Here is a 25,912-nt window from a genome sequence, read left to right as displayed (position 1 = left end):
CGGATTTATGCAATTTATTTTGGAGAAGCGTTCTGATGTTGTGAGGCCTCCTGTCGCTTCCGAATTGACGGCACTACGGGCACTCGATCAAAAGGAAAAACAGCACATGGCGCCCCGGTTCATCGCACGGCAGCTTTCGCACCCAAAAGGCTTGTTGGGCCGGATGATGGGACTGCTAATGAATCGTCATAACGCGCAAATGAACGCGTTTGCCGTTCGGCAGTTGAATGTGCAACCCGGGGATCGGATTCTGGAAATCGGCTTTGGCGGCGGATTGACGCTTCCGCGCTTGCTCGAAATGCCGCTGTGTGTGACGGGCATCGATCGGTCGCAACAAATGGTCCGTCAGGCCAGCGCGAAGTTTCGTCGATCGATCCAAAACGGGCGAGCCGATTTTCGTGTCGGAACCGTCGAGGCACTCCCATTCCAGGCCGCCAACTTCAGCAACGTGATCACGGTAAATACCGTCTATTTCTGGACTTCCCTTGGAGCCGGCTGCAGCGAGATCCATCGAGTTCTTGCTCCTGGCGGTCGCGCTATCATCGGTTTTCTGCCGAAAGAATACATGGCGCCGATGAATATGCCGGTCGACATCTTTACATTGCGAGCCGTCGATGAAGTCAGGACCGCGCTCCACCACGCTGGGTTTTCGGGCACGAGCGTAGAGCGCCCCAGCTTATCTACGAAATGGAACGTGATCGTCGCTACGCGCTAGGACGGCGAAAAGCCGCCGCCTCGATTGGCCGGCTCGCGTTTGGCGTTTCGTCGGAGCCGAAAAGATCAGCGATTGATCCTCAAGAACCAGCGGTCATTTCGTTCAGCGCGATAATCCCCGCGGCGTCGTTGAAGCGATCGGGGATGTGCATCAACGGGCGTTGGCGACGATCGGCGCAACCTAACCAGGTCACGATCCGTCGCAATCGCCGACGATGACGGTCTTTTTCCACTATCGAGCGGATAGTCATTGGTTGCCGCTGACGTCAAAAATCGATGTCGATGGCTGCTGAAACCGAGCAGATTTCGAATTGTGGAAATTCTCCTTTGAATTCAAGAGCGCGATTTTCTGACGGATCGAGAGTACGGTTCTTTGAGAGGTGCGGAAAAACTTTGTGCTGACAAATCAATACGTTATCATGCAACGGAATAATAGAGTGGGAGTGAGTCAAGGGCGGCGCGCGTAACGAGGATACGGTGACAGCAGCACCTTTCCCGCTCAATTCTGATAATCAATTCTGCATAAAGAGCGATGAGCCTCGGCCCGCAGGGCGGGTTTGTGACCTGAGGGAATATTGCACATGCCACCTATTCTTAGCTCGGTATCCGTTTGTACGCTCTGATACGATAGTGGAGGAGCAGACATCCTGCAGAACGGTCAGCCCTAATAAGTTCAAACTTCTGCAAGTCTGAGCGACCGTCGGCCCAGGCGCGCCGGAGGCAGGGTAGTCCGCCCGCCTCAGCGTACCAGTCAACGAGGGCTTGCGGAGTCGACTGGGGGGTCGTCAGAAGGCGAGTAGGAACTGATCGGTGGCGACGCCCTCCTTGGCGGCGGCGACGCGGTAGCCAACCCGGCGGGCCAGCCTACTCAGGCCCCGCAGCCCGCGTGCATGAAGCGGGAACGGACTGTGCGCCACCATCGCCTGGCCTGCCCCATCGTCGCGGATCACGCTGCCTGCAACGCCGATGTCACCAATCGCGCGCAGGGCTCTGAGATTGCCTAGAATTGCATCATCGGATGCGTATTCGAAGAGCGCCCCCTCTGAAGAGGCGAGTAGAAACTCACCGTCGACGCGCCCCGTCGCCGAGGCTAGGTGCTCGGGCTTCTCCCACGTGTAGCGCGCGTGGCCGAAGTCGCCGACCGCTCCGGCTAGCCGACCGCCCGGTCGGATAAGCGCCGCGACGGCGGCGCGGCCGAATGGGACCCCATCATCCTCCAGGTCCAGCACCTGGATCGTGAATCGGCAGCCCATTGTCGCACTGGCGCTGGCATGAACGATTATCGCGTTCACCGCCTCGATGCCAGTGCCGCCTCCTATTGAGATCAGGCGGATGGGATGGTCGCCAGCCACGTCCGAAAGCGCGCTGGCCATGAGGTTCGCGACCTGCTGCAGCCGGACGCGCAACGAGAAGGCATTTGGACTGGACATGAGGCGGCGCTCGATCTCGGTGTCGAAGGCGCCAGGCAGGGCATTCGGACCGAGTTTCAGAATGTAGGTTGCGAGGCCATCCAAAAACGGGGACGAGGTAGCGAACATCCGGCGGAGCAGGTCCGGCATCGGCACGAGAGACTCGGTTGCGGCAGTTCGGGGTCGAGACGCAGGCGCGTCCGCGATTTGAGTTCGCCAGTTGGCAAGAGCGGCGGGATTATCGTCGACGCGAAAGGCGGCATTGGTCGTGTCGATGACCGGAAGCCGCGTGCCGTCTGGAAGCATGGCGATGGTCATCGGGACGTTGGAAGGGTTCAAAGCGATCGCCTTTCGTAGAGTTGGCAACTCCAGACGGCAATGTTGGAGTGACGCACATAGCAAATAGATTTGGCCGAACTGGTTCAGGACGGTGGCCGATCGGTATGAAACCTCGGCCCGCTGCGCAGGCCATTCCTACCCCTCGACGCAGAGCAGGTCGATGTCTGACCCTTCGCTCGGCTTTGCGAGCATCAAGAACTCATCTTTCCTCCTCCGTAAAGCCGCTCGTTCGTCGCCAGTGATGGATGGCGGAACGGGGGAGGGCTATGGGGTAGAAAGGCGTGCACAAAGGCGGGTCTGCTTCGCGCCTCATGCCAGCAATTGCGTTGGCACGCCGAGGGCCGGACCAGCCTCGGCAAGCTGCTGGTCGGCAACTACCCTATGCTGGACGAGCCCTGAACAGCCGGTTCGGAGGACCAATGGCGCCAGACCCGCTGGCCGCCGTCGATATCGAGGCGCTGCTTGCGCGGACCCGACCGAAGCTGCATGGCTGCTGCGCGCGGATAGTCGGCTTAGTCACCGACGGCGAGGAGCGTCTCGTTCTTCATCTGCGAACGCAGAGTGTTCAGATTATGCCCCCCGAGCCCTAGATTCCCAGAGCGATCCCATCTTTCCTAGGCTCGGATGCGCCGGTCAGAGTGCCGTTCTCCCAGTCGATGCGGATCGCCTGAGCGCCGCCGATCGGATCTTCCGCCGGAGTAAAGGTGAAGCCTCGCCGTTCGAGCTCGGCTTTGGTCGAGCCGTCAATCGTGTGCTCTGCCTCGACTCTCGTCCCGTTGGATGTCGGCATCACACGCGGCAGATCGATCGCTTCCTGGAGGTCCATTCCGTAGTCGAGGACCTTGGATATCAGATGGGCATGGCCGAGCGCCTGATAGTAGCCGCCCATCACGCCGAACGACATTTCCACCCTGCCGTTGCGCGTCACCATGCCTGGGATGATCGTGTGAAGCGGCCGTTTTGACGGCCCGATCCTGTTGGCATGACCGGGCTTGAGCGAGAAACTTTGACCGCGATTGTGCAGGATCACTCCCGAGCGAGGAGAGACCAGGCCGGTGCCGAAACTGTCGAAGATGGAGTTGATGAAGCTTACCGCGTTCCGATTACGGTCGACCACCGAGATATAGACGGTGTCGCGATGAAGCGGCATTTCGAAAGGCGGCAGGTCGGTCAGCGCCTTTCTCAGGTCTATCATTCCCGCAAGCCTGTCGGCCAGTTCGTCGGACAGCAGGTGGTCAACCGGGACATCCGCCTTTTCTGGATCGGCGATCCAGGCGTCACGGGCGGCATAGGCAAGGCGCGTTGCTTCGATCTCGACATGCAGCCGGTCGGACGACTGGGGATCCCCTTTGGCGCCGAAGCGACTCAGGATGTTGAGGATCAGGAGCGCGATGATGCCCTGACCGTTCGGGGGACATTCATGGATTGTGTAGCCGCGAAAGTCGGTGGTCACTGGGGTCACATACTCGCCGCGTGCATGTGCGAAATCTTCCAGCGTATGGAGCCCGCCCAGCGAATTCAGATAGGACACCATGTCCTCGGCGACCGGGCCTTCGTAGAATGCATCGCGTCCCTCTGCAGCAAGGCGTTTTAGCGTGTGTGCCAGCTCTGGTTGGCGATGAACCTCTCCGATCCTTGGCGCCCGTCCGCCGGGAAGGAAGATTCGCGCGGCCGTGACGTCGGTTGCCAGGAGCTTTTGTTCAAGGGACCAGTCGCGATGTACACGGGGAGTGATGGCGTAACCCTCCTCGGCAAAACGGATCGCGGGTGCAAGCACGTCGGCGAAGGGGAGAGTTCCGTGATCGGCGTGGAGGCGTGTCCACGCGTCGATCGCCCCTGGGATGGTTACTGATGCCGGCGACTGGCGTGGTACCTCCGTCAGTCCCCGCTCGTTGAACCAGTCGGCAGTGAGGGCCGCCGGCGTGCGGCCGGACCCGTTATAGGCGATGACCTTGTCGGAGCCGTTGGGCGCATAAAGTACAAAACAGTCGCCGCCGATGCCGGTCGAACCCGGTTCCACAACGCACTGCACCGCGCAGGCTGCAATGGCGGCATCAATCGCATTGCCACCTGCCTCCATGATCTGCAGTGCCGTGAGGGTGGCGGAAGGGTGCGAGGTCGCCGCCATCGCATGGCGCGACACGGCAACGGATCGTGTCGGCTTCTCGAAATTGCGCATTTCTCTTTATTTCTCCTCGTCCTTGCCGAGAGGCACGTCTCAGGCCCGCGCCCGGTAGGGTGTGAGCCACGTCTCCAGCGCGTTCAGTGCCGAGATGATTGTGAAATTGATGGTGAGATAGATCGCGCCGGCTGCCACGAAGACCTCGACGGCCCGATATGTCTGCGAAATAAGCCCCTGCGCGATGCCCGTCACCTCCATCAGCGTGATGATCGATGCAAGCGACGTCCCCTTGATCATGAGGATGATCTCGTTGCTGTAGCTCGGGATGGCTTGGCGCAGCGCCAGGGGCAGAACGACGAGGCGCAATGTCAGGAAGCGTGACATGCCGAAGGCGGAGGCTGCCTCGATCAAGCCGCGCGGCACCCCCTGTATCGCCCCGCGCAGGATCTCGCTTCCATAGGCCGCGGTATTGAGGCTGAGCGCGATGATGGCGCACCAGTAGGGCTCGCGGAACAGCCACCAGAGCCCGGCCGCCTGGAGCGACGGACGGAACTGGCCGAGGCCGTAATAGAGGAGGAAGATCTGAACGAGCAGCGGCGTGCCGCGAAAGACAGCCACGAAGGAGCGTATGGGCCAGACCAGTATCCGGTGGTTCCCCTGTTGGGCCAGTGCGAGCAGCAGGGCCAGGACGAAGCCGATGGCGATCGACGAGCCGGCAAGCTGCAACGTCAATGGCAAGCCTGAAAGAAGGGCGGGAATGATCTCCACAAAGAAGGCGAAGTCGATCATGCGTGGACCATGCCTCGCCACGCCCGAGCCTCGCCGTAGCGGAAGACCGAACCGGTCACGGCAGCGATGAGGAAGTAAAGCATTGCGGCCGCTATATAAAAGACGAAGGGCTCCCGCATCGATCCAGCGCCGATCTGGGCTTGCCGCATCAACTCCACCAAGCCGATCACGGAGATCAACGCCGAATCCTTGAGCACGAGTTGCCAAACATTGCCGAGCCCCGGCAGGGCGTGCCGCATCAGTTGCGGCACGATGACGAGGCGCAGGGATTGGAAACGGGACAGGCCGAGCGCCTTGCAAGCCTCAAACTGGCCGAGATCGACGGCGAGATACGCGCCGCGATAGACCTCGGCCTGATAGGCGCCCGAAATGATGCCGATCGCCAGGACGCCCGTCGCAAATGCCGGCAGCCCGATAAAGCCGGCGCCGCCGAAGAATTTGCCGAGCTGCGTCAGGGCAATGCTGCCGCCGTAATACAGCAGGTAGATCGTCAGCAGATCGGGCACGCCCCTGAACACCGTGCCATAGCCCTTGGCGAGCCATGACGGGAGAGCTCTCGTCGAGAGCCGGCCTCCTGCTGCCACTGCGCCGAAGACGGCGCCGAGCAGGAAACCGAGGACGGAAAGCGCAAACGTCACGCCCGCCGCCAGCAACAAGGCGCCGCCCCAGCCGCCCTTGCCCAGGGAAAGAATATGCAATGTATCCATCATGTGAACCGAAGCTTCAGCGCGCCGTCCGGCGGGTCGATCAATGCCGATCCGCCAGACAGGCCCGCCAGCGCCTACTTGACCGGCGTCACATCCGTCTTCACCCATTTTTCCGAGATGCGTTTGATGGTGCCGTCAGCGATCGCGGCGCTGATCGCGTCGTTCAGCATCTCCTTGAGCTTGGTGTCTTCCTTGCGCAGTCCCGCACCCGTTCCGGCGCCGAACAGGCCGCCGACAAAGCCCGGACCTGCAACCGTGAAGCCGGAGAATTCAGGTTTCGCGAGCGTCGCGGCAAGTGCTGTCTTCTGAGCGAATATCGCATCGATGCGGCCCGCTGCCAGATCGAGATCATGCTGTTCCGTGGTCTTGTATTCGCGGATTTCCACCGTGTCGCCGAAGTATTTCTTGACGAATTCGAGCATGGCCGTGGCCGCCTGGACACCGACCACCTTGCCCTTCAGCAGCGGCTTCAACTTGTCGACCGCGGCCTTGGTAGCAGCCTCATCGTCCAGTTTGAATTTCTCGGCCGAAGCGCCGAGCTTCCCCAGATCGCTATCCTTGGCGACTGCAAACCCGCCCGGATCGATCGCATAAGGCTGCGTGAAGTCGATGGTCTCCAGGCGTTTCGGCGTGATGAACATGCCGGCCATGATCACATCGAATTTGCCAACCTTCAGCGATGGAATAAGACCGTCCCAGTCCTGGGCGATGATGGTGCATTTGATTTTCATCCGTGCGCAAAGATCGTTGGCGAGATCGATCTCCAGACCGTCGAGCTTGCCGTCTGCGTTGGTGAAGTTCCAGGGTGCGTAGGCACCCTCGGTCGCGATGGTTATGGCCTTTGGAGCATCCTCAGCGAATGTGGACTGGACAAAGCCAAGCATGCCGAATACGGCCGCGACGGCGGCCAGGCTATGAATTTTCATATACGTTCCCCTTTCTTATGTTGATCTGGAGGCCGGTTCCGGTCTTTTTGCCGGTCTTAGGCCTTTTCTCCTGCCCGGGTTGATCCCGGACTCGGAGTCACGAATTCGGCCAACATCGGTGCTGTGCCGAGAATGTGATCCTGCATGACCTGTTCCGCATGAAGAGCGTCGCCCGATCGCAGGGCCGCGATCACGGTGGCATGCTCCTCGCGTGCGGATAGCGGCTTGTCGGCGTCATCGAACCAGAGGCGCATGTAAGGCTCTATCACCACATGCAGTGCCGAAATCTGGTGGATGAGCTTGGGCCTCCTGCTGAGCGCACAGATGCGGCCATGGAATTCCTGATGGCGGACCACCCAGTCGCTGCCGCCAGTCTGCCCGGCGCGCTCCATGCGTTCGAGGAGGCGCTCGAACTCTTCGAGTTCCTCCTCATCGATCCGCGGCATCGCCAGCCTGACGGCGAGTCCCTCCAGAACGGAACGTATCTCGAAGATCTCGTACAGTTCATCAACCGTGAGTCCGGCGACGACACAGCCCCTGTTGGGGCGCAGAACCACAAGCCCGTCGGCAGCCAGACGCCGAAAGGCTTCTCGCACCGGCATGCGGCTCATGCCGATCTCGGCCGCGATCTCCTCGGGAATGAGCCGGTCGCCCGGTTTGTAGCGACCGAGGCGAAGGGCCCGCTGAACATGCCTGTACGCTTCCTGCTCCGCAGTCGCGGATGTGGGTGGCTCTACGGAAAAGGCTGCTGGCACTCGGCACCCCCGGAAAGTATTTTTGTATCCACGTATCATAAAATCCGGATTGAGGCGGCGTCAATACCCGATTAGGGCATTCTTAGGCGGGAGAGTGGTCGGCAGTGCACCTATCCGGACGCGCCTGGCGGGCTTGTGGCCGTTTCGATTTGCTAGCGTTCGATGCCGACCGCGTTGACGGTGTATCGTCGGCGGACGGCTCCTCGAATTGCCATCCGATGCATTTGGTGCAATCTGCTTTCATGAAGATATCGGGGTCCGATCTCCATCTGTTTCGCGTCTTTGAAAGCGTGGCCCGCAATGGCGGCATGTCTGCGGCGCAGATGGAACTATCGCTTAGCCAACCCACGGTCTCCAACCATCTCACCGCGCTTGAACAGCGGCTCGGGGTGAAGTTGTGTGAACGGGGACGTCGCGGGTTTTCGCTAACGGAGGAGGGGCGTCGGGTCTACGAAATCAGCACGGAAATCGCCGGGATGCTGGACGCCAACTCGGCCCGGCTTTCGTGCCTCAGAAGCGCTTTGGCGGGAAAGGTCGGCGTCGGTATTGTCGACTGCATGGCGACCGACCCGAATCTACGGATTCCCGATGCAATCGCCGAGCTTTCCGCAACAGCACCGGAAATAGAGTTGAATCTCAAGATCATGCGACCCAACGACATAACGAGGGCGGTGGCCGAAAGCGAGATAGACATTGGAATAGGTGGTTCCGACATCAAAGTCGCAAGCGTGAAATACCAGATCATCTACCGAGAAGAGCATGCGGTGTTTTGCGGGTCAGCGCATCCCCTGTTTCACCGAAAAGACGAAGCGATTACAAGTACGGAATGCTACGGTCATCCCTGGGTACACAGAGGTTATTGGTATGGTATTCGGCGACACTGCTTCGACAACCCGGCCGCAAACCGCGTAACCTTTGACATTGAGGCGCAGCTTTTGATGGTTCTATCTGGCGCCTACCTCGGGGTCCTGCCGATACATTTTGCAAGCTTGTTCGAACAGCAGGGGCGTCTGCGCCGGCTTCCCATGGCAGATGAGGCCTATTTCGCCGACATCGAGGTCGCCACGCGCGCAGGCGAACAGGCTGCCAACGTCGCCTATGTCCGCGACACGATCATCAAGGCACACCGGATGCATTTGTAAAAACCAATGTATCGGTTCTTTGAATGATATTCTTTCCACGCCGGCAGAGGTCTAGGCTCTAGCACGGCTGGCGATGCGCAGGGCAAAAACGCCATCTGCGGACTTCCCTGCCAAATGTGCAGCAGCGACGTGGCCGCCGCGTCGAGCGTTTTGATCTTTGGCTTCAGGTATCGAATGAGCACGGACGCTCTGCTGCTTCGCAACCTTCCCAATTTTTCGCTGGATGCGACAAGGCGCGTCGTCGCGGCCCGTTACGGGATCGAGGGGACGTACAGGCAACTGGCTTCCGAGCGCGATCTATCCTGGCGGATCGAGCGCGCCGATGGTCGCGACGTCGTCGTCAAGATATCGAATGCGAGCGAGCCTGAAGGCGTCGTGGATATGCAGGTCAAAGCCCTGAACCATATCTTCGAGCGCGATCCCGCCCTTCCCGTGCCTCGCGTTGTTCCGTCCCTCTCTGGCGAACCCTATGAATGGATCGGCGACGAGCGCGGCTCCCGGCACATGATGCGTGTGCTTACTTTCCTTCCGGGAAAGGTGATGGAGCAGGTTGAGGAAGCGTTTTGCGCCCGTACCCGGTTCAACATAGGCGCAATGGTAGGACGGCTTGCCTACGCGTTGCGCGATTTTTTTCATCCTTACGCGGGCAGCAATGCGCACCTCTGGGACATCTCACGTGCCGCAGCCTTGCGCCCGCAGATAGCAAAGATCTCCGACGCCAGCCTTCGGCAATTGTGCGAGGAGATTTTCGAGCGCGCCGAGCGCTTTACCCTTCCCCAATTGCTGAAGACGCGTCGCCAAGTCGTGCATCAGGATTCGCATGGCGGCAATATCCTTGTCGATCCCAATGACAGCACATCGCCGGTTGGAATCATCGATTTTGGCGATATGGGCCACAATTCCATTGTTGCGGACATCGCCACCGCCTCCGAGACATTCTCGAGCCATGATGACGATCCGATCGCCTATCTTTGCGACGTGACATCGGGATTCGATTCGACATACCCGCTTGAAGATATCGAGATTGATCTCCTTTTCGACGCGCTGCTCCTGCGCCTCGCCATGGCCACCGTCATCGTGGCCGCGAGAGAGGGCAGCGATGAATCCGGCATCCCGCATATCGAGAATGCCAGCCATTATCCTCGAATGATGGAGTTGCTCAGCCGCCAGGGTCGCGCACAGGCGGTTCGTCGGCTTCGGCAGGCATGCCGGTTTCCGGTGTATGGCGCTCTGAGCGACGATGGCGGGCACCTCGCTTATGACTATGAGGCGCTCAGGCGTGAGCGCGAAGCGCACCTCGGACCAATCTGGCATTTCTACAAAAAGCCACTGCACCTCGTGCGCGCCCACGGTGCTTGGATGTATGCCGCCGATGGCACCGCCTATCTGGATGTCTACAACAACGTCCCTCAGATTGGACATTGCCACCCGCACGTGGCCAAAGCGATCTACCGCCAGGCCAGCGCGCTAAACACCAATACGCGGTACATGTGCGACGTGGCGGTCGAGTATGCAGCGCGCCTGACCGCCGACCTGCCTGATCACCTCGACACCTGCATCTTCGTCAACTCGGGCAGCGAAGCCAACGACCTGGCGATGCAGATAGCCATGTCGCTCAGCAGACAAGACGGCGGGTTGATCATCGACCAAGCTTACCATGGCTGCACCGAGCTCACGACGGCGCTTTCCAATGAAAGCTGGCGTCACCTTCCCGCTGACGAGCATCCCAAGCGAATTGAAACCTTGATGGCCCCGGATATGTACAGGGGACCTTTCGCCAACGACCCGCAAGCGGCGGAAAAATACGCTGCCGACGCCGACCGGGCGATAGCCACCCTGCGCGAAAGGGGCCACGGGCCGGCGGCATTCATGGTCGACACCGCCCTGTGTTCGAGCGGGGTGCTGCGGGCGCCTGAAAACTATTTCAATCTCGTTGCCGAAAAGGTCCGATCGGCGGGCGGATTCGTCATCGCGGACGAGGTGCAGGCCGGTTGTGGCCGCATGGGAACTTTTTGGGGGTTCACGGCAAACGGGCTCAAGGACGACAATATTGACTTCATAACGATGGGTAAGCCGGTTGGAAATGGCCACCCTCTCGGCGTCGTCATTCTCGGCTCCGCACTCATGAACCGGTTCCTCAATGGCACCTATCCGCTGCTGTTCAGCACCTTCGGCGGCAACACCGTCGCGTGCGCGGCCGGCATGGCCGTGCTCGACGTCATCGAGCGAGAAGACCTGATCAAGCGGAGCGCCGCCATCGGAGATTATCTGCGACAGGGGCTTAGGCGTCTGGCTGAACGGCACGCCATCATCGGCGACGTACGCGGACTTGGAATGATGACCGGCGTGGAACTGGTGACGGATCGCCAAACAAAGCAGCCAGCCATCGCACAGACCGAGCGACTCATTGACGGCATGCTCGCCCGCAACATCCTCATCGGGAAAAGCACGCCTAACACGCTCAAGCTACGCCCCCCGCTGATTTGGTCGCGCGACGAAGTCGACATCTTCGTCAACGCTTTTGATGACAGCTTGAGAAGGCAGCAATGAGCCCGCCAATTCATTGCCAGAGAACGGATGACGGGCGGGCCTCCAGAGGGATCAACGCCTCTCTTCCCCTTTGAGAATGGAGCAACAGCCTGCCACCAGAATGGCAGCGCCACAAACAGGAGAATCTTCATGAAGAAACAGCTATTCGGACTGGCTGTCACGATGACGGCCGTCCTGTTTTCCGCAGGCGTCTCGTTGGCGCAGGAAAAGGTCGTCAACGTCTACAACTGGTCTGATTATATCGACAGTTCCATCCTTGACGATTTCACCAAGGAGACCGGCATCAAGGTTGTCTACGACACCTTCGATTCGAACGAAATTCTTGAGACCAAGCTGCTTGCCGGCGGCTCCGGCTATGACGTGGTGGTTACAACCGGACCTTTTCTGGCCAGGCAAATTCAGGCCGGCGTATTCCAGAAGCTCGACAAGTCCAAGCTGCCGAACCTCAAGAACATGTGGCCCGACGTGATGGCGCGCCTGGCCAAGTATGACCCAGGCAACGAATATGCCGTCAACTACATGTGGGGCACCACCGGCATCGGCTATAATGTCGACAAGGTGAAGGCAGCGCTCGGCGACATGCCGATCGACAGCTGGGACGTGCTCTTCAAGCCGGAGAATGCGGCCAAGCTAAAGGACTGCGGCATCAACATCGTCGATGCCCCGGAGGAGACCGTGGCCGTTGCCTTGAACTATCTCGGCAAGGACGGCGACAGCAAGAAGAAAGAGGACCTCGAAGCCGGCGGTGACATCTACACGAAAATCCGGCCCTACGTCCGCACCTTCAGCTCCTCTGCCTATATCAACGATCTGGCGAATGGCGATAAATGCATCAGCATCGGCTGGTCGGGTGACGTGCTGCAGGCCAAGAACCGCGCCAATGAAGCCAAGAACGGGGTCAAGATCGAATACCTGATCCCCAGGGAAGGCACCTATATGTGGTTCGACAATTTAGCGATCCCTGCTGATGCCAAGCATGTCGACGAGGCGCACGCCTTCATCAACTACCTGATGCGACCGGAAGTCATTGCCAAGGCAACCAACTATGTCCAAACGGCCAACGGTAATCTCGCCTCGCAGAAGTTCATCGACGAAGCAGTGTTGAAGAACACGTCGGTTTACCCGACGGAGGAAACGCTCAAGAAGCTTTTCACGATTTCTCCCTACGGGTCCAAGGAGCAGCGCGTCCTCACCCGCCTCTGGACCCAGATCAAGACGGGCAGCTAAACGGGATATGGATGGCGCGGTCACGTCGCCTTGGGGCTTTTTTCCCATTCAACTTTGGAGGGACAATGCCGTTCCCGGATCTGATCCAGCCCGAACTGGGCGCGTATGTCAGCGGTGTCACCATGCCCGGGGACTTTGACCAGTTCTGGATGTCGACCATCGCCGAGGCCCGCCAGGCCGGCGGCGAGGTCAGTATCGCGCCGGCGCAGACGACGCTCAAGGCGGTCCAGTCCTTCGACGTCACGTTTCCGGGATTTGGCGGTCATCCGATCAAAGGATGGCTAATCTTGCCGACGCATCGCAAGGGACGGCTGCCGCTCGTCGTGCAGTACATCGGCTATGGCGGCGGCCGCGGCTTGGCGCATGAGCAACTGCATTGGGCGGCGTCAGGGTTTGCCTATTTCCGAATGGATACACGGGGGCAGGGAAGCGACTGGAGCGTCGGTGAGACCGCGGATCCGGTCGGCTCGACTTCGTCCATTCCCGGCTTTATGACGCGTGGCGTGCTGGACAAGAACGACTACTACTACCGACGCCTGTTTACCGATGCTGTGAGGGCGATAGATGCTCTCCTAGGGCTGGACTTCGTCGATCCCGAACGCATCGCGGTCTGCGGAGACAGCCAGGGCGGGGGTATTTCGCTCGCGGTTGGCGGCATCGATCCGCGTGTCAAGGCCGTAATGCCCGACGTGCCCTTTCTGTGCGACTTTCGGCGAGCTGTGCAGACCGCCGTGCGCGATCCCTACTTGGAAATAGTCCGTTTCCTGGCGCAGCATCGCGAAAAGAGGGCGAAAGTCTTTGACACACTCAACTACTTCGACTGCGTCAACTTCGCCCGGCAGTCCAAGGCGAAGGCGCTGTTTTCGGTGGCCCTGATGGACGAAGTCTGTCCGCCCTCTACCGTCTATGGCGCATTCAATGCCTACGCGGGCGAAAAGACCATCGTTGAATACGAATTCAACAACCATGAAGGCGGGCAGGGCTATCAGGAGCGCGAACAGATGGCGTGGCTCAGCGAACTGTTCGGTGTCAGCTGACGACCGTCTCTAAGCAAACACGGTCGCAGAGTGTGATCCTGAGTTCAAGTTGTTGGAAGTTGCAGGCGCTCTCTGAATTGGTTTACAATCATCAGCAGCAAAAATAAGGGCTTTTTGTCGCCACGTGTGACTGCGGCCCAGAGGATGAACCGCAGGAACAGAATCGGTCCGTAACGCGACCGTAGAGTGAAGATGCCGCTGATGATCTCAGCCGCTGTTTGGAATCGTCAACCCTTGAATGCCGGCAGGGTGAGGCCTTTGACGCCGACATCAAGTGCAAACAGGCCGCCTGGATTTGACTGGCGGACGAAATGGCTGGCGGGACGCCTGAGCACGGCCGAAGTCACGTAGAGGATGTCGAGATCCTTGCCGCCGAATTCGCAGCAGGTCGGCAGGTCGGTCGGCAGCAGCACGGTCTGCATCAGCTTGCCCTTGGAGTCGTAGCGGCAGACCTTGCTGGTCACCGGGATGGTCACCCAGTAGCAGCCCTCGGCGTCCACAGTCGCGCCGTCGGCGACGCCGCCGGTCACCGTCATGTCGATGAAGGTGCGGCGGTTCTCGATGCCGCCGGTGGCGGGATCGAAATCATAGGCCCACACCGCGCCGGCATGGCTGTCGGAGAAATACATGGTTTTCGAATCCGGGCTCCACGCGAGCCCGTTGGAGCAGCCGATGCCGTCGACCATCTTGTGCACGGAAAGATCGGGATCGAGCCTGTAGAGCGCGCCGATGAATTCGATCGGCTGGCCCGGCACTTCGAACATCGAGCCCGACCAGAAGCGTCCCTGGCGGTCCGGCTTGCCGTCGTTGAAGCGGGTTGCCGGCATGTGCGCTTCCGGATCGACGATCGCCTCGAACCTGCCGGTCGCCGGGTCGAAGAAGTGGAAGCCGTTGGTCATGGTCAACACCAGGCCGCCCTTTTCGCGCAGGCCAAGGCATCCGAGATACTCCGGCGTTTCGAAAGTCTCGTCCTTGCCGGTCGCGGGATCGTAGCGATGGATCAGCTTCTTCCAGATGTCGATCCACCACAGCACACCGGCCTTGGGATCCCAGAGCGTGCCTTCACCGAGTTCGGCCCTGGCGCCGACGACGCAAGTGATTTCGACCATGGTCAGCCCTCTTTTCTGCGAAATCTGCCGCCGAGGCCGGCGAAGGTTTCGCTGCCGATCGAGACGGTGAGCAGGATCACCGCGCCATAGACGATGAGCAGCGCGCCGCTCGACAGGTTGAGCGCCGGCAAAAGACCGGTGAGGATGGTCAGCACCATGGCGCCGGCGACGGTGCCGAGATAGTGGCCGCTACCGCCGAGAATTGAGGCGCCGCCAATGGCCACCGCGGCGATCGAGGTGAACAGATAGGCATCGCCCATGCCGAGATAGGCCTGGCCGGAATAGCCGGTCAAAAGCATGCCGGCGAAAGCAGCCGTGAGGCCTGAGATGACATAGGTCAGGATGGTGGTGCGCGCCGTCGGCACGCCGGAGAATTCGGCGACCGTGGCGCTGGTGCCCAAAGCATAGAGATGGCGGCCGAACGCCGCCTTGGAAAGCAGCAGCGTCGCCACCAGGGTCAGCGCCAGCCAGATCAGCGCGATCACCGGAAAACCACCGACGCGCCCGACCGACAGGAACTGGATCAAAGCCGGCGCGGAAGGCGTCGGCGAGCCACCGGTCAGCACCAGGATCAGGCCTTGCAGGATGACATTGGTGGCCAGCGTCATGATGATCGGCGGCACACCGAACTGGGCGACACCAATGCCATTGATCAGGCCGATGAAGGCGCCGCCGGCGAGCAGCATCGGCATGACCCAGACCAGCGGCAGGTCCTGGCCGCCGCACAGCAGCGCCATGATGATGGCCGCCGAATTCAACACCCAGGGCACCGATAGGTCGATGCCGCCGCCGATGATGACGAAGGTCTGGCCGAGCGCGACAATGCCGACGAAGGCGGCCAGCACGACGGTCGAGCGCATATTGGAGACCGAGAGGAAGCCCGGCGAGAACAGCGCCGTGACCAGGAGCAGCACGACCATGCCGGCATAGGCAAGCACGATCAGCCGGTTGCGGGCGAGGAAGGCGTTCATTGGACGCGGTTCCTTGCGGCTTTTTCGGCGACGGAACTGGCCAGCACCGAGAGCAGCAGGATGACGCCGGACGCGACCGGCTGCCAGTAGCTCGACACATGCAGGACGAAGACCAGATTGCCGATCAGGGTCAGCACGAAAGCGCCGATCAGCGTGCCGGCGAGATGCCCCCGCCCCCCGAACAGGCTGACGCCACCGATGACCGCCGCCGCCACGGAAGGCAGGATATAATCCTTGCCGATGGTTGGCGAACCGGCGCCGGTCTGCGTCACCAGGAATAGCGCCGCCCCCGCCGCGAACAGGCCGGACAGACCATAGGTGACGAGGTTGACTCTTGTTATCGAAACGCCGGACAGGAAGGCCGACTTTTCGTTGGAGCCTGTCGCCTGGATGGTTAGGCCGACGCCGGTGGCCCGGAACCACCACCAGAACAGCAGTAGCGCCAGCAGCATCCAGACAGGGCTGGTCAGGCCGACGAACTGCGCGGAGGCGAAGCCGACCCACCAGCCGGGAATGCTGCCGCCGTCGGTCGGCAGAATGATCATGGCGACGCCGTTGAGGATCGACCAGGTTGCGAGCGTTACCAGGAAGGGCTGCAACTTGAGCAGCGAAATCAGCAGACCGTTGAGTGCGCCGATGAGGAAGCCGAGCGTCAGAATGACCAACGTCCACAACGCAACAGTCGATGGATCATCCGTGAAGCGCGTTGCCGCGATCACCGTGCCGAGGCTGATCATGCCGCCGATCGACAGGTCGATGCCGCCGCGCAGCAGAACGATGGTCTGCCCCGTCGCCGCCAGCATCAGCGTCATCGCCGCCGCCGTGTCGAGGTTGATCTCATCCAGCGTGAAGACGCCTGATTGCAAGCTGCCATAGATGCCAACAATCAACGCCAGCATCAGGCAGGCGACCAGGAACGGCGCGCGGTCGAGCAAGCGGCCCCGCCAGTCGATGCCCGGCTTGGCGGGCTTCATTTCAGCTGGCTTTTGCGCCATCTCCAACGGTCTCTCCGAAGCGGACATCACCATGCCTCAGGCCGCCCTGGTTTCAAGCATCGCGGCGCGCAGGATTTCCTCCTCCGAAATGTGATCCCCCTCCAGCGTCGCGGCGATACGGCCGTTGCGCATCACCAGCACGCGGTCGGCGACATGGACGAGTTCCGGCATGTCGCTGGAATGGAACAGGATCGCATAGCCCTTGGCCGCGAGGTCGCGCATCAGTTGGAAGATTTCGCCCTTGGTGCCGACATCGACGCCGCGCGTCGGATCGTAGAGCAGCAGCACGCGTGCCTGGGTGAGCAGCATCTTACCGAAGATGACCTTCTGCTGGTTGCCGCCGGACAAGGTGCCGGCAAGCTGTTCCGGCGTGCCGGCCTTGATGCGCAGGAAGTCGACCATCTCTTGGACCAACGCCGCTTCCTTTTGCCGGCTGAGCAGGCCGTTTTCGGTGAAGCGCTTTATGACCGACAAAGTGAGGTTTTCGCGCACGCTCTTGGTCAAGAGCAGGCCTTGCCCGCGCCGGTCTTCCGGCACCAGCGCGATGCCGTCCTTGCCGGTCAGCGCCTGGCGTGGATTGCCGATCGATGTGGGCTTTCCCCAAAGCTCGATCGTGCCGCTCGCCCTCGTGGCGCCAAACAGCGACTGGAAGAGTTCACGCTGGCCATGGCCTTGCAAGCCGCCAACACCGAGCACCTCGCCTTCGCGCAGTGCGAAATCGACGCCGGAAAGCCGGCTGCCGCTGGAGAAGTTCTTGGTCCTCAGCGCGATGCGATCGGTCGCGGTGGCGATGCGTTCGGGATAGAGCCGGTCAAGATGCCGGCCGATCATCTGGGTGACGATCTCGTTGTCGGACACCGCATTGGCGTCATGCGCGGCGACCGTGCCGCCATTGCGGAAGATGGTCAGCCGGTCGGCGATGGCGCGCACCTCGGCCATGCGGTGCGAGATGAAAATGACCAGCCGGCCTTCGGCCGCCAGTTGCCGGGTGAGTTTGAGCAGCCATTCAGCCTCCCGCGCCGGTAGCGCCGAGGTCGCCTCGTCGAGGATCAGGATGCGCGGGTCCTTGGCCAATCCCTTGGCGATCTCGACGATCTGCCGTTCGGCAAGAGTCAGCCGCCGCAGCTCCTGGTCGGGGCGCAGCGTCGGGAAATTGTATTTTTCCAGCAGCGCCAGCGTCTTGCGGCGCATCTCGCCGCGGTTGACGGTGCGCAACAAGGTTCGCGGTTCGTGGCGGAACCAGATGTTCTGTTCGACGCTGAGATCGGGGATCAGTGACAATTCCTGGAACACGGCGGCGATGCCGCGCGCCTGGGCCGCATCAGGATGGGCCGGGCGATAGTCCTGGCCATCAACCAGGATCGAGCCGCCATCGTGCTGCACCGCGCCCGACAGGATCTGGATGAAGGTGCTTTTGCCCGCGCCGTTCTCGCCAAGCAATGCGTGCACTTCGCCGGCACGGGCGCTGAACGTCGCCTCGCTCAGCGCGACAATGCCGCCATAGCGTTTGGACAGGCCGTTGACGGTGACGAGGTCCATGAATGCGCCTTCGAAAAGCTCTCCCGACATCTTGCGATGCCGGGAGACAGGGTCGTGGTCACGGGATGTTACTTGCTGCCCGCGGCTTCCGCAGCGGTGATCTCGACCCAGTCGGGCGTGATCGGCAGCGTCAGGCCGGGCGCCTGATCGGGGAAGGCATTCTCGCCAATCGCGATCTTGATCATCTTGGTGCCCGGATACAGCTTGGACTCGAAGGGATCGGTGGTGACGAAGTCGCCCTTGACCGATACGGAACGTTCAGCCGGCTTCTTGCCGGTGTCGAGAATGTCGACGGCCAGCTTGATCGCCTCCGAGGAGAGGTAGGCCGGGTTGGAGCCAAGGATGCATTTGGCGCCTTGCGTCTGCGCGCAGGTGACGGCGGCGACATTGTAAGAGAAGCCGACGACCGGGACGATCGGCCGGCCGGCATCCTTCAGCGCCTGGATGGCGCCAGAGCCATAGCCTTGCGTCATGATGCCGTCGATCTTCGGGTTGGCGGCAAGCAGCGCCGCGACGCCGGACTGTTCCGGTCCAAGCGCATAATTGCCGTTGTAATAGCCGACGACCTTGATGTCGGGATACTTGGCCAGAACCTTCTCATAGCCGCCCTGCAACTGCGCCGAGATCGGCGCGCCGGCAAGGCCGCGGTCGAGGATGATGTTGCCCTTGCCGCCGAGCTGCGTCGCCATCCACTCTGCCATCACCGAGGGGATGCGGTCCCAGTCGGAGGCGACGGCGAAGGCACAGGGCTCGGTCACCACCTGGTCGAAGGAGATGACGACGATGCCGGCGTCACACGCCTTCTTGATGGTCGGGTTCAAAGCAGAGTCGGAGCCGGCATCGACGAGAATGGCGTCCGGCTTCTGGCGGATGATGTTGTTCAGCGAATTGATCTGCGCCTGGACGGTGTTCTCGACATTCTCGATCTTGAGGTCGACGCGTCCCTTGAGCGGCCCTTTGTTGACCGACACGGTGGCGACACGCTCCATCTGCTGGCGCCAGTCATTGCCGACGAAATTGTTGGAGAGATAGATAGTGTAGGGCTTCTTGTCCTCGGCATGACCGGCTTGCATGCCGATCGCCATCACCGTGGCGGCAAGTGCTGCAAGGCCGATGTTACGGCTCAATGTTTTCATGATTTTCTCCTCCCATTTTCGTTTCGAAACAGCGGCGCCGCATGCTGCGCCTTGCACTCATCAACTCAGGTTCCCGAGGCCTCCTTCGGCGTGATCTCGACCCAGCTCGGCGACACTGGCAAGGAAAGGCCCGGCGCCAGATCGGGAAATACGGTCTTGCCGAGCTCGATCTTCACCGCCGAGGAATTCGGCGCGTATTTGGCATCGACCATATCCGTGGTCAGGCCGGGCGAGTTGAACAGAACGGTGGTGTCGGCCGGCTTCTTGCCGGTGTCGAGAATATCGACGGCAAGCTTGATTGCCTCGGCGGACAGCGACGGCGGATTGGCGCCGAGCCAGCATTTGGCGCCCTTGGTCTCTGCGCACGTAACGCCGGTGCCGTTGAAGGCCGCGGCCACGATCGGCACCATCGGCCGGTCGGCATTCTGCAACGCCTTGATGGCGCCGGTGCCGTAGCCCTGCGAGAAGATGCCGTCGACTTCCGGATGAGCGGCAAGCAGGCTGGCGACGCCTTCCTGTTCGGGACCGGCGGCATAATTGCCGTTGAAATAACCGACGATCTCGATGCCCGGATATTTCTTCAGCACGGCGCCGAAATTCTTCTCGAACTGTTCCGAGATCGGCGCGCCGGCGAGGCCGCGATCCATCAGCACCTTGCCCTTGCCGCCGAGGATGGAGGCCATCCATTCGGCCTGGTTGTTGGCCATGATGTCGAAGTCGGAATGCATCTTGTAGGCGCATTCGGCCGACACGGTCTGGTCGAAGCTGACAACGATGATGCCGGCGTCGCAGGCCTTCTTGATGGTCGGATTGAGCGCCTCGGCCGACGACGCATCGATGAGGATCGCGGCCGGCTTTTGCCGGATGATGTTGTTCAGCGAATTGATCTGCGCCTGCACAGTGCCTTCGGCATTTTCGATCTTGAGGTCGACGCGGCCCTTCAGCGGACCCTTGTTGACCGCCACATTGGCAACGCGCTCCATCTGCTGGCGCCAGTCATTGCCGACGAAATTGTTGGAGAGATAGATGGTGTATGGCTTCTTGTCTTCGGTATGGCCAGGCATCGCAGCCGTCGACGCCGCAAACGCCAGCAAGACGGCGCTCAAGCTCCTCAATTTCATGGTCTTCCTCCCTGTATTTCCTGCCTCAGCCGGTGATGGACTGCGCCATCTTGATCGGATGAAGACGACAAATTGATACCGGTACCAATTGCGAATGTCAATTTGACCGGACGTTCCCCCGAGGCTGCTTCCGCGAGCGGGATGCGCTGGATTTTCCCGCGCAACGTCTCCCGTGGCCAGCGCTTCAGCCTAGCTATCATGCTATTATAATTTTATGAGCCTGTCTATGCGCTCCGCATCGGAAAATACCGGCTTCGGCACGTTTCAGGACAGATCGTTCGGCGCGTCGTAGGTGATGCTGAAGATATCGGCGGGGTGGCGGGCAACGGAGAATTCGATGCTGCGCTGATCCGCCGATTGGTAGAGCATCTCCACCGTCAGCACCGGACTGCCCAGTGTGATGCCAAGATCGGCGGCAACCGCCTCGTCGGCGATCTCGGCACGCACCGTGACATGCGCCACGTCGAGCCGCAGACCGAGATGTTTTTGCACGGAGCGGAAAATCAACACGTCGGAAAAATCTTCCCGTTTCAGCCGGGCGCCAACGTCCGGCGGGAAGTATGTGGTGATCTGCGCCTTGCGCTGCTCGCCGATCGACAGCACGCTGCGCAGGCAATAGCCAGGCTCGTCCTTGCCCATGCCGAAATGGCGCTGGAGTATGGGCGAAACCTCCTTGCGGTAGGATTTTATCTTCAACTGCGCGTCCTTGGTGAAGGCCGCCATGTCGGCGAAATTCTTGAACTTCCAGCTCAGATTGACCGAGGGGCTGCGCGCCGCGACCACCGCAGGCTTGGCGGAGCGCTTGCGGATCAGGCCGTCGGCCTCGAGATCGCGCAGCGCCTGGCGCACGGTGATCAGGCTGACGCCAAAATACTCGGCAATGGTCGCTTCCTTCGGCAGTTCGCCGCCGACGGGAAAGGTGCCGTTGCCGATCGGTTCGCGCAATATGTCGGCCAACTGGCGATAGAGCGGGCCATTGGCGCGGCCGAGCGTGCGCCTGGGAAGACTGTCGATGGTAGGATGGTCCATGTGCCTCGTCGCGCCTCTTGTCGAAGCTTTTATAATAGCTTCCTTTGCAACAGGCTAGGCAAGGCTGTTGGCGATCAACCGTCTTAGACGAACAGCCGGAGCGGCTGTTCGATCGCCGATTTCAGGGTCGCTAACCACGAGGCAGCAGCGGCCTCATCAACGCTTGCCGCATTCACCGTCAGCAGGCATTCGGCATCGTCGCCCGCTGTGTTGGACGAGACGGTCAGGCGCATCGCGCGGCGAGGCAAGAGCGGCATCATCACCGGCCGGATGTCGCCTGCCGCAAGCAGCCTCAGGGACAGCGCCGCCGGTTTTTCCGTTTCGTCACGGCTGTCGTTCAAAGCTGCAAGCCGCATTGCGCGCAGCGATGTCAGGGACATCTCCGGACTTGTCGCGAACACAGCTTGGCGGCCCGTCAGTTCCAACGCCACGGCAACGCCATCAACCTTGGCGGCGTCCGCCGTCTCGGCAAACACTCGACCGGCAGCGCGCAACAACACGTCGTCGAGAGCGAATACATGTCCCGAGCTCTCAAGCGCCGTCAGCAGATCTCGCAGCGCACCGAGGGCAACGGACGTCGCAAAGGCAGCGATGTGGGACGCGGCGGGAGAAGGCGCCGGCACGGGAGCGAAGGCATCGGGTGAAACGACCGGCGCGGCAGCCGGAACGAAAGCCTGCACATCAGCGGCCAGGATACGTCCGCCGGGGCCGCTGCCGCGAAGCGCTTCGAGCGGCAGGCTCCGCTCGCGCGCCAGGCGACGGGCATAGGGCGAAGCTGCGAGCCGCCGTGTCGATGACGCCGCCATGTTCATTTCAGATACTCTGAATTGACGCAGTTGGTGAGCCGCCCCTCGGCGAGATAGGCATGCACGACCTCGATCGATTTCAGCCGGAGGTCGCGCATCGATGCCGGGCTGTAGAAGGCGGCGTGCGGTGTGACGATCAGCCGGTTGGCGATCCAGGGCTCCCGGGCGCGCCATGCCGCGAGCAGCGGATGATCGAGATCGCCCGGCTCGCTCGGCAGCACGTCGAGCCCGGCGCCGGCAACGGTGCCCTTGCGCATGGCGGCCTCGAGCGCGTCGAGGTCGACGATCGGGCCACGCGCGGTGTTGATCAGCACAAGGCCAGGCTTAGCAGAGTCGAAAGCGCTGGCGCCGAGCAGCTTGCGGGTTTCCTCGCTCAGCGGTGTGTGCACGCTGACCACATCGGACCGCCCCATCAGTTCACCAAGCGAATGGACCCGCTCATGGCCGGTCGACAAATCGACACCGGACAGAAGATGCGGATCATAGAATAACACCTTCATGTCGAAGGCCGCGGCGCGGCGTGCGGTGGCGAGCCCGATGCGGCCAAGCCCGACAATGCCGAAGGTGGCGCCCTTGTGCCTTCGCACCAGCGGCGCCTTGGAAAAATGCCAACCTTCGGCACCATAGCCTGAAAGCTCGGCGCCATAGGCAGAGGTGCCACGCGTCAGCGCCAGCATCAGGCCGATGGCATGGTCGGCGACTTCGGTGGTGCCATAGTCCGGCACATTGCAAGCCGGAATTTTCCGCGCGCCCCAGCCCGCCGTGTCGATGTTGTCGAAGCCGACTCCGGAACGCACGGCGATCCGAGCCTCGGGAAAGGCTGATGGAGCGGCGGCGACATTGTGGGTCGGCGAATAGTTGATGACGGCATCGACCGTTTCGCAGATCGCCGGATCGAGCGCTGCCGCCTTGTCATTGGTCGATCTGGCGAGAATGAATTCGATATCGGGATAATGCTCACGCTCGAGTTCTGCCTCGTCGGCGGCTTGCCAGTTGGCGCACAGGATCTTCATGCCAGCCCTTCGGATTTCGTATTGTGGTGGTTATTTCTTGATGCCACCGATGCGGCCGCCCATCGGCACCACGGCGCCGACCGGCTGATCGATCGCGGCTAGAGTGCCGGTGATGGGCGCCTCGATCTCGACCACGGCCTTGTCGGTCTCGATCTCGGCGATCAGTTCGCCTTGCTTGACCGGATCGCCGATCGCTTTCAGCCATTTGATGACGGTGCCCTCGCTGACGGTGAGGTCGCCGAATGGCATGGTCACCGGCTCGTGGTCGTCGGTAACAGCGGGCGAGGGGGCCGGTGGCGTAGGCGATGCGGCTTTGACCGGAGCAGGCGATGATTGGATCGGCGCACTCTTCAGGCCGACCGTGTACCAGTGATCCGGCACCGGTGGCCGCCCGGCAATGACATCGCGCGCGCCTTCGGCGATGCGCGCGGCGTCGACCAGCATGGCGCGCTCCAACACCGGCGCGAAAGGATGTGAGGTCGGCGCGGTGTGCAGCCGGCCGGGCGGGGCGTCGAGCTCGTCGAAGGCGAGCTCATTGATGGCCTGCGCGATCTCGCCGCCGAGACCGCACATCGCCCAGGCTTCGTCGACGACGAGCAGGCGATGGGTTTTCCGGACGCTGGCGACGATCGTCTCGATGTCGAGCGGCATGATGGTGCGCGGGTCGATAACCTCGGCCTCAATGCCTTCGGCGGTCAGCGCCTCGGCAGCCTCCAGCGCGCGTTGCACCATCTGGCCGGCGGCGACGATGGTGATGTCGGTGCCGGCTCGCGCGATGCGGGCGACACCGAACGGGACGAAATGCTCGCCGACCGGCACCTCGCCCTTGGAGGCAAAGAGCGCCTTGGGTTCCAGCATGATAACCGGATCGCCGGCCCTCAGCGCCGTCTTCATCAGCCCTTTGGCGTCGGCCGGGGTCGATGGCACGCAAACGATGAGGCCCGGCATATGGGCGAAGACCGGATGGTAGATGCCGCTGTGATGCGGGCCGGAACTGCGCAGCGCGCCAGCGCCGACGCGCACCACCATCGGCGCGCTCATCCGGCCACTGGTCATGTAGCGCAGCTTGGCGGCCTGCAGAAAGATCTGCCCGGCGGTCTCGAACGCGAAGTCGGCAAACATCAGGTCGGAGACGGTGCGCGCGCCGGTGGCCGAGGCGCCGACGGCGGCGGCGGTGAAGCCTTGTTCCGAGATCGGCGTGTCGACCATGCGTTCGGCGCCGAACTCCTGCCAGAGGTTCTTGGTGTGGGCGAAACTGCCGCCACGCTCGCCAGTGCCCTCGCCGAAATAGAGGATCGCCGGATTGGCGCGCATCTCCTCGGCGATGCCGTCGCGCACCGCTTCGAGCCAGCCTTGCGTGCGCGTCCCGCCGACGGCGCGCGGTTGCAGGGCAGCGGGCGGATTGATCGGATCGGCGAAAACATGCTGGCGTACCGTTGCCGGGTCCGGCTCGGGCGAATTGCGGGCAAAGCTCAGCGCCTCCTCGACCACCTTCTCGATGCGTGCCTCGATGGCCGCCAACGCCTCGGCATCGGCGATGCCGTACTCCTCGATCAGCTTCTTGCGGAACATGTCGATCGGATCGCGCTTGATCCAGGCGTCGAGTTCCTCCTGAGTCCGGTAGGTGCCAATGACCGGATCGCCCTCATGGTGCCCAACGGTGCGATAGGTCTTAGCCTCGATCAGCGTCGGCCCCTTGCCGGCGCGGGCGCGCTCGCTGGCTTCTTTCATCGCCAGCCAGACGGCGAAGACATCGTTGCCGTCGACCGCGACGCCAGGCATGCCGTAGGAAGCGGCCTTGGTCGCGATCTCGGGATTGAGCGTGATCGACTTCAGCGGCGTCGCCGTGGCGTAGAGATTGTTCTCGCAGATGAACACCGCGGGCGCCCGCTGCACGGCGGCAAAATTGAGCGCCTCATGGAAGCCACCATGGTTGGCGGCCCCGTCGCCGAAGAAGGCGACGCCGATGTCGTCTCGGCCCTGCTGTCGGGCGCTCATGCCGATGCCGACGGCATGGCCGATGCCGGCGGCGACGATGCCGTTGGTGCCGAACAGGCCGACCGAGCGGTCGTAGAGATGCATGGTGCCGCCGCGGCCGCCGCAAATGCCGTCGGCCTTGCCGAACAGCTCGGCCATGACGCGGCCGGGATTGGCGCCCTTGGCCAGCGCGTGACCGTGACCGCGGTGGGTCGAGGTGACCCAGTCGGTTGGCCGCAGATGCGCGCAGACGCCAACGCCCGTCGCCTCCTCGCCAATGTAGAGATGCAGGAAGCCGGGCGTTTCGCCTTTGCGGCAAGCGATCTGTGCAATGCTCTCGAAGCGGCGCAACAGCACCATGCGTTCGAACAGGTCGAGCAGAACCTGCTTGTCAGGCAGGTTTGGAGCGCTCTTGAAATCGTCGCGCGCTCGCGCTGCTGAAATTGCCACCGAGGCCTCCCTGAATCCATCCGGCGCCGGGCGACATGGTGCCGGCGGC

Annotated in this window: 21 protein-coding genes; 5 read left to right on the top strand and 16 right to left on the bottom strand. The window is 61.7% G+C overall.

The window, feature by feature from the left end; all coding sequences use genetic code 11:
- Positions 1-7 precede the first annotated feature (7 nt).
- A complete protein-coding gene (locus AB6802_RS15505) occupies positions 8-715 on the top strand; it encodes a class I SAM-dependent methyltransferase (RefSeq protein WP_371011006.1) in 708 nt (235 codons plus the stop codon).
- Positions 716-1,499: 784 nt separating this feature from the next.
- Here the strand turns inward: AB6802_RS15505 and AB6802_RS15500 are convergent.
- The 6 genes from AB6802_RS15500 to AB6802_RS15475 form a co-directional block, all read right to left on the bottom strand.
- Positions 1,500-2,441 carry a hypothetical protein gene (locus tag AB6802_RS15500; RefSeq protein ID WP_371011005.1) on the bottom strand — a complete coding sequence of 314 codons (942 nt, stop codon included), beginning with the start codon at positions 2,439-2,441 and terminating at the stop codon, positions 1,500-1,502.
- Between the two features lie 607 nt (positions 2,442-3,048).
- Positions 3,049-4,641 (bottom strand): gamma-glutamyltransferase, encoded by a 1,593-nt coding sequence (gene ggt, locus AB6802_RS15495; protein ID WP_371011004.1) that lies wholly within the window; start codon positions 4,639-4,641, stop codon positions 3,049-3,051.
- Between the two features lie 39 nt (positions 4,642-4,680).
- Positions 4,681-5,373, bottom strand: a complete 693-nt coding sequence (locus AB6802_RS15490; RefSeq protein ID WP_371011003.1) for an ABC transporter permease — start codon at positions 5,371-5,373, stop codon at positions 4,681-4,683.
- Positions 5,370-6,083 (bottom strand): ABC transporter permease, encoded by a 714-nt coding sequence (locus tag AB6802_RS15485; RefSeq protein WP_371011002.1) that lies wholly within the window; start codon positions 6,081-6,083, stop codon positions 5,370-5,372. Before AB6802_RS15485 ends, AB6802_RS15490 begins: the two co-directional genes overlap by 4 nt.
- A 71-nt stretch (positions 6,084-6,154) precedes the next feature.
- Positions 6,155-7,006, bottom strand: coding sequence for a transporter substrate-binding domain-containing protein (locus AB6802_RS15480; protein ID WP_371011001.1), 852 nt, complete (start codon positions 7,004-7,006; stop codon positions 6,155-6,157).
- A 56-nt stretch (positions 7,007-7,062) separates the two neighbouring features.
- The gene (locus AB6802_RS15475) at positions 7,063-7,761 is read right to left on the bottom strand and encodes a GntR family transcriptional regulator (RefSeq protein WP_371011000.1); all 699 of its coding nucleotides are present in this window, start codon (positions 7,759-7,761) and stop codon (positions 7,063-7,065) included.
- A gap of 104 nt (positions 7,762-7,865) precedes the next feature.
- On the opposite strand from AB6802_RS15475, the gene AB6802_RS15470 reads away from it, so the two are divergent.
- The 4 genes from AB6802_RS15470 to AB6802_RS15455 all read left to right on the top strand — a co-directional run bounded on the left by AB6802_RS15470 (position 7,866) and on the right by AB6802_RS15455 (position 13,717).
- A complete protein-coding gene (locus AB6802_RS15470) occupies positions 7,866-8,903 on the top strand; it encodes a LysR family transcriptional regulator (protein WP_371010999.1) in 1,038 nt (345 codons plus the stop codon).
- 114 nt (positions 8,904-9,017) lie between these two features.
- Positions 9,018-11,453 (top strand): aminotransferase class III-fold pyridoxal phosphate-dependent enzyme, encoded by a 2,436-nt coding sequence (locus AB6802_RS15465; RefSeq protein WP_371010998.1) that lies wholly within the window; start codon positions 9,018-9,020, stop codon positions 11,451-11,453.
- Between the two features lie 129 nt (positions 11,454-11,582).
- Positions 11,583-12,680: a polyamine ABC transporter substrate-binding protein gene (locus tag AB6802_RS15460; protein ID WP_371010997.1), complete on the top strand. Its 1,098-nt coding sequence runs from the start codon at positions 11,583-11,585 to the stop codon at positions 12,678-12,680.
- Positions 12,681-12,745: 65 nt separating this feature from the next.
- Entirely contained in the window at positions 12,746-13,717 is a 972-nt protein-coding gene (locus AB6802_RS15455) for an acetylxylan esterase (protein ID WP_371010996.1), read from the top strand.
- Positions 13,718-13,944: 227 nt separating this feature from the next.
- Here the strand turns inward: AB6802_RS15455 and AB6802_RS15450 are convergent, their stop codons facing one another.
- From AB6802_RS15450 to AB6802_RS15405, 10 genes are all read right to left on the bottom strand, one after another.
- Entirely contained in the window at positions 13,945-14,826 is an 882-nt protein-coding gene (locus tag AB6802_RS15450) for an SMP-30/gluconolactonase/LRE family protein (RefSeq protein WP_371010995.1), read from the bottom strand.
- A gap of 2 nt (positions 14,827-14,828) precedes the next feature.
- Positions 14,829-15,797 (bottom strand): ABC transporter permease, encoded by a 969-nt coding sequence (locus tag AB6802_RS15445; protein WP_371010994.1) that lies wholly within the window; start codon positions 15,795-15,797, stop codon positions 14,829-14,831.
- Complete coding sequence (locus tag AB6802_RS15440) at positions 15,794-16,792, bottom strand: ABC transporter permease (protein WP_371010993.1); 999 nt, start codon at positions 16,790-16,792, stop codon at positions 15,794-15,796. Before AB6802_RS15440 ends, AB6802_RS15445 begins: the two co-directional genes overlap by 4 nt.
- Positions 16,793-16,828: 36 nt before the next feature.
- Positions 16,829-18,331 carry a sugar ABC transporter ATP-binding protein gene (locus AB6802_RS15435; RefSeq protein ID WP_371010992.1) on the bottom strand — a complete coding sequence of 501 codons (1,503 nt, stop codon included), beginning with the start codon at positions 18,329-18,331 and terminating at the stop codon, positions 16,829-16,831.
- 68 nt (positions 18,332-18,399) lie between these two features.
- Positions 18,400-19,467 carry a substrate-binding domain-containing protein gene (locus tag AB6802_RS15430; protein WP_371010991.1) on the bottom strand — a complete coding sequence of 356 codons (1,068 nt, stop codon included), beginning with the start codon at positions 19,465-19,467 and terminating at the stop codon, positions 18,400-18,402.
- Between the two features lie 65 nt (positions 19,468-19,532).
- Complete coding sequence (locus tag AB6802_RS15425; RefSeq protein WP_371010990.1) at positions 19,533-20,588, bottom strand: substrate-binding domain-containing protein; 1,056 nt, start codon at positions 20,586-20,588, stop codon at positions 19,533-19,535.
- 264 nt (positions 20,589-20,852) lie between these two features.
- Positions 20,853-21,617, bottom strand: coding sequence for a GntR family transcriptional regulator (locus AB6802_RS15420; RefSeq protein ID WP_371010989.1), 765 nt, complete (start codon positions 21,615-21,617; stop codon positions 20,853-20,855).
- Positions 21,618-21,700: 83 nt separating this feature from the next.
- Positions 21,701-22,429 carry an E3 binding domain-containing protein gene (locus AB6802_RS15415; RefSeq protein WP_371010988.1) on the bottom strand — a complete coding sequence of 243 codons (729 nt, stop codon included), beginning with the start codon at positions 22,427-22,429 and terminating at the stop codon, positions 21,701-21,703.
- On the bottom strand, positions 22,426-23,436 hold the full coding sequence (locus AB6802_RS15410; protein ID WP_371010987.1) for a C-terminal binding protein: 1,011 nt from the start codon (positions 23,434-23,436) through the stop codon (positions 22,426-22,428). Before AB6802_RS15410 ends, AB6802_RS15415 begins: the two co-directional genes overlap by 4 nt.
- Positions 23,437-23,466: 30 nt before the next feature.
- Entirely contained in the window at positions 23,467-25,863 is a 2,397-nt protein-coding gene (locus AB6802_RS15405) for a thiamine pyrophosphate-dependent enzyme (RefSeq protein ID WP_371010985.1), read from the bottom strand.
- Positions 25,864-25,912: the final 49 nt, after the last annotated feature.

Origin of the sequence: Mesorhizobium sp. RCC_202, from assembly GCF_041355295.1 — a bacterium.
In the GTDB taxonomy this organism is placed as follows: Bacteria; Pseudomonadota; Alphaproteobacteria; order Rhizobiales; family Rhizobiaceae; genus Mesorhizobium.
Note: the sequence above shows the minus strand (reverse complement) of the source record. Positions and strands in the feature narration are given on the sequence as shown.

Coding starts and splice junctions, on each gene's coding strand:
- AB6802_RS15455 (WP_371010996.1), top strand. CDS start 12,746: ATGCCGTTCCCGGATCTGATCCAGCCCGAACTGGGCGCGTATGTCAGC.
- AB6802_RS15415 (WP_371010988.1), bottom strand. CDS start 22,429: ATGAACATGGCGGCGTCATCGACACGGCGGCTCGCAGCTTCGCCCTAT.
- AB6802_RS15465 (WP_371010998.1), top strand. CDS start 9,018: ATGTGCAGCAGCGACGTGGCCGCCGCGTCGAGCGTTTTGATCTTTGGC.
- AB6802_RS15420 (WP_371010989.1), bottom strand. CDS start 21,617: ATGGACCATCCTACCATCGACAGTCTTCCCAGGCGCACGCTCGGCCGC.
- AB6802_RS15490 (WP_371011003.1), bottom strand. CDS start 5,373: ATGATCGACTTCGCCTTCTTTGTGGAGATCATTCCCGCCCTTCTTTCA.
- AB6802_RS15445 (WP_371010994.1), bottom strand. CDS start 15,797: ATGAACGCCTTCCTCGCCCGCAACCGGCTGATCGTGCTTGCCTATGCC.
- AB6802_RS15500 (WP_371011005.1), bottom strand. CDS start 2,441: ATGACCATCGCCATGCTTCCAGACGGCACGCGGCTTCCGGTCATCGAC.
- AB6802_RS15450 (WP_371010995.1), bottom strand. CDS start 14,826: ATGGTCGAAATCACTTGCGTCGTCGGCGCCAGGGCCGAACTCGGTGAA.
- AB6802_RS15440 (WP_371010993.1), bottom strand. CDS start 16,792: ATGGCGCAAAAGCCAGCTGAAATGAAGCCCGCCAAGCCGGGCATCGAC.
- AB6802_RS15505 (WP_371011006.1), top strand. CDS start 8: ATGCAATTTATTTTGGAGAAGCGTTCTGATGTTGTGAGGCCTCCTGTC.
- AB6802_RS15430 (WP_371010991.1), bottom strand. CDS start 19,467: ATGAAAACATTGAGCCGTAACATCGGCCTTGCAGCACTTGCCGCCACG.
- AB6802_RS15485 (WP_371011002.1), bottom strand. CDS start 6,083: ATGATGGATACATTGCATATTCTTTCCCTGGGCAAGGGCGGCTGGGGC.
- AB6802_RS15460 (WP_371010997.1), top strand. CDS start 11,583: ATGAAGAAACAGCTATTCGGACTGGCTGTCACGATGACGGCCGTCCTG.
- AB6802_RS15410 (WP_371010987.1), bottom strand. CDS start 23,436: ATGAAGATCCTGTGCGCCAACTGGCAAGCCGCCGACGAGGCAGAACTC.
- AB6802_RS15480 (WP_371011001.1), bottom strand. CDS start 7,006: ATGAAAATTCATAGCCTGGCCGCCGTCGCGGCCGTATTCGGCATGCTT.
- ggt (WP_371011004.1), bottom strand. CDS start 4,641: ATGCGCAATTTCGAGAAGCCGACACGATCCGTTGCCGTGTCGCGCCAT.
- AB6802_RS15425 (WP_371010990.1), bottom strand. CDS start 20,588: ATGAAATTGAGGAGCTTGAGCGCCGTCTTGCTGGCGTTTGCGGCGTCG.
- AB6802_RS15435 (WP_371010992.1), bottom strand. CDS start 18,331: ATGGACCTCGTCACCGTCAACGGCCTGTCCAAACGCTATGGCGGCATT.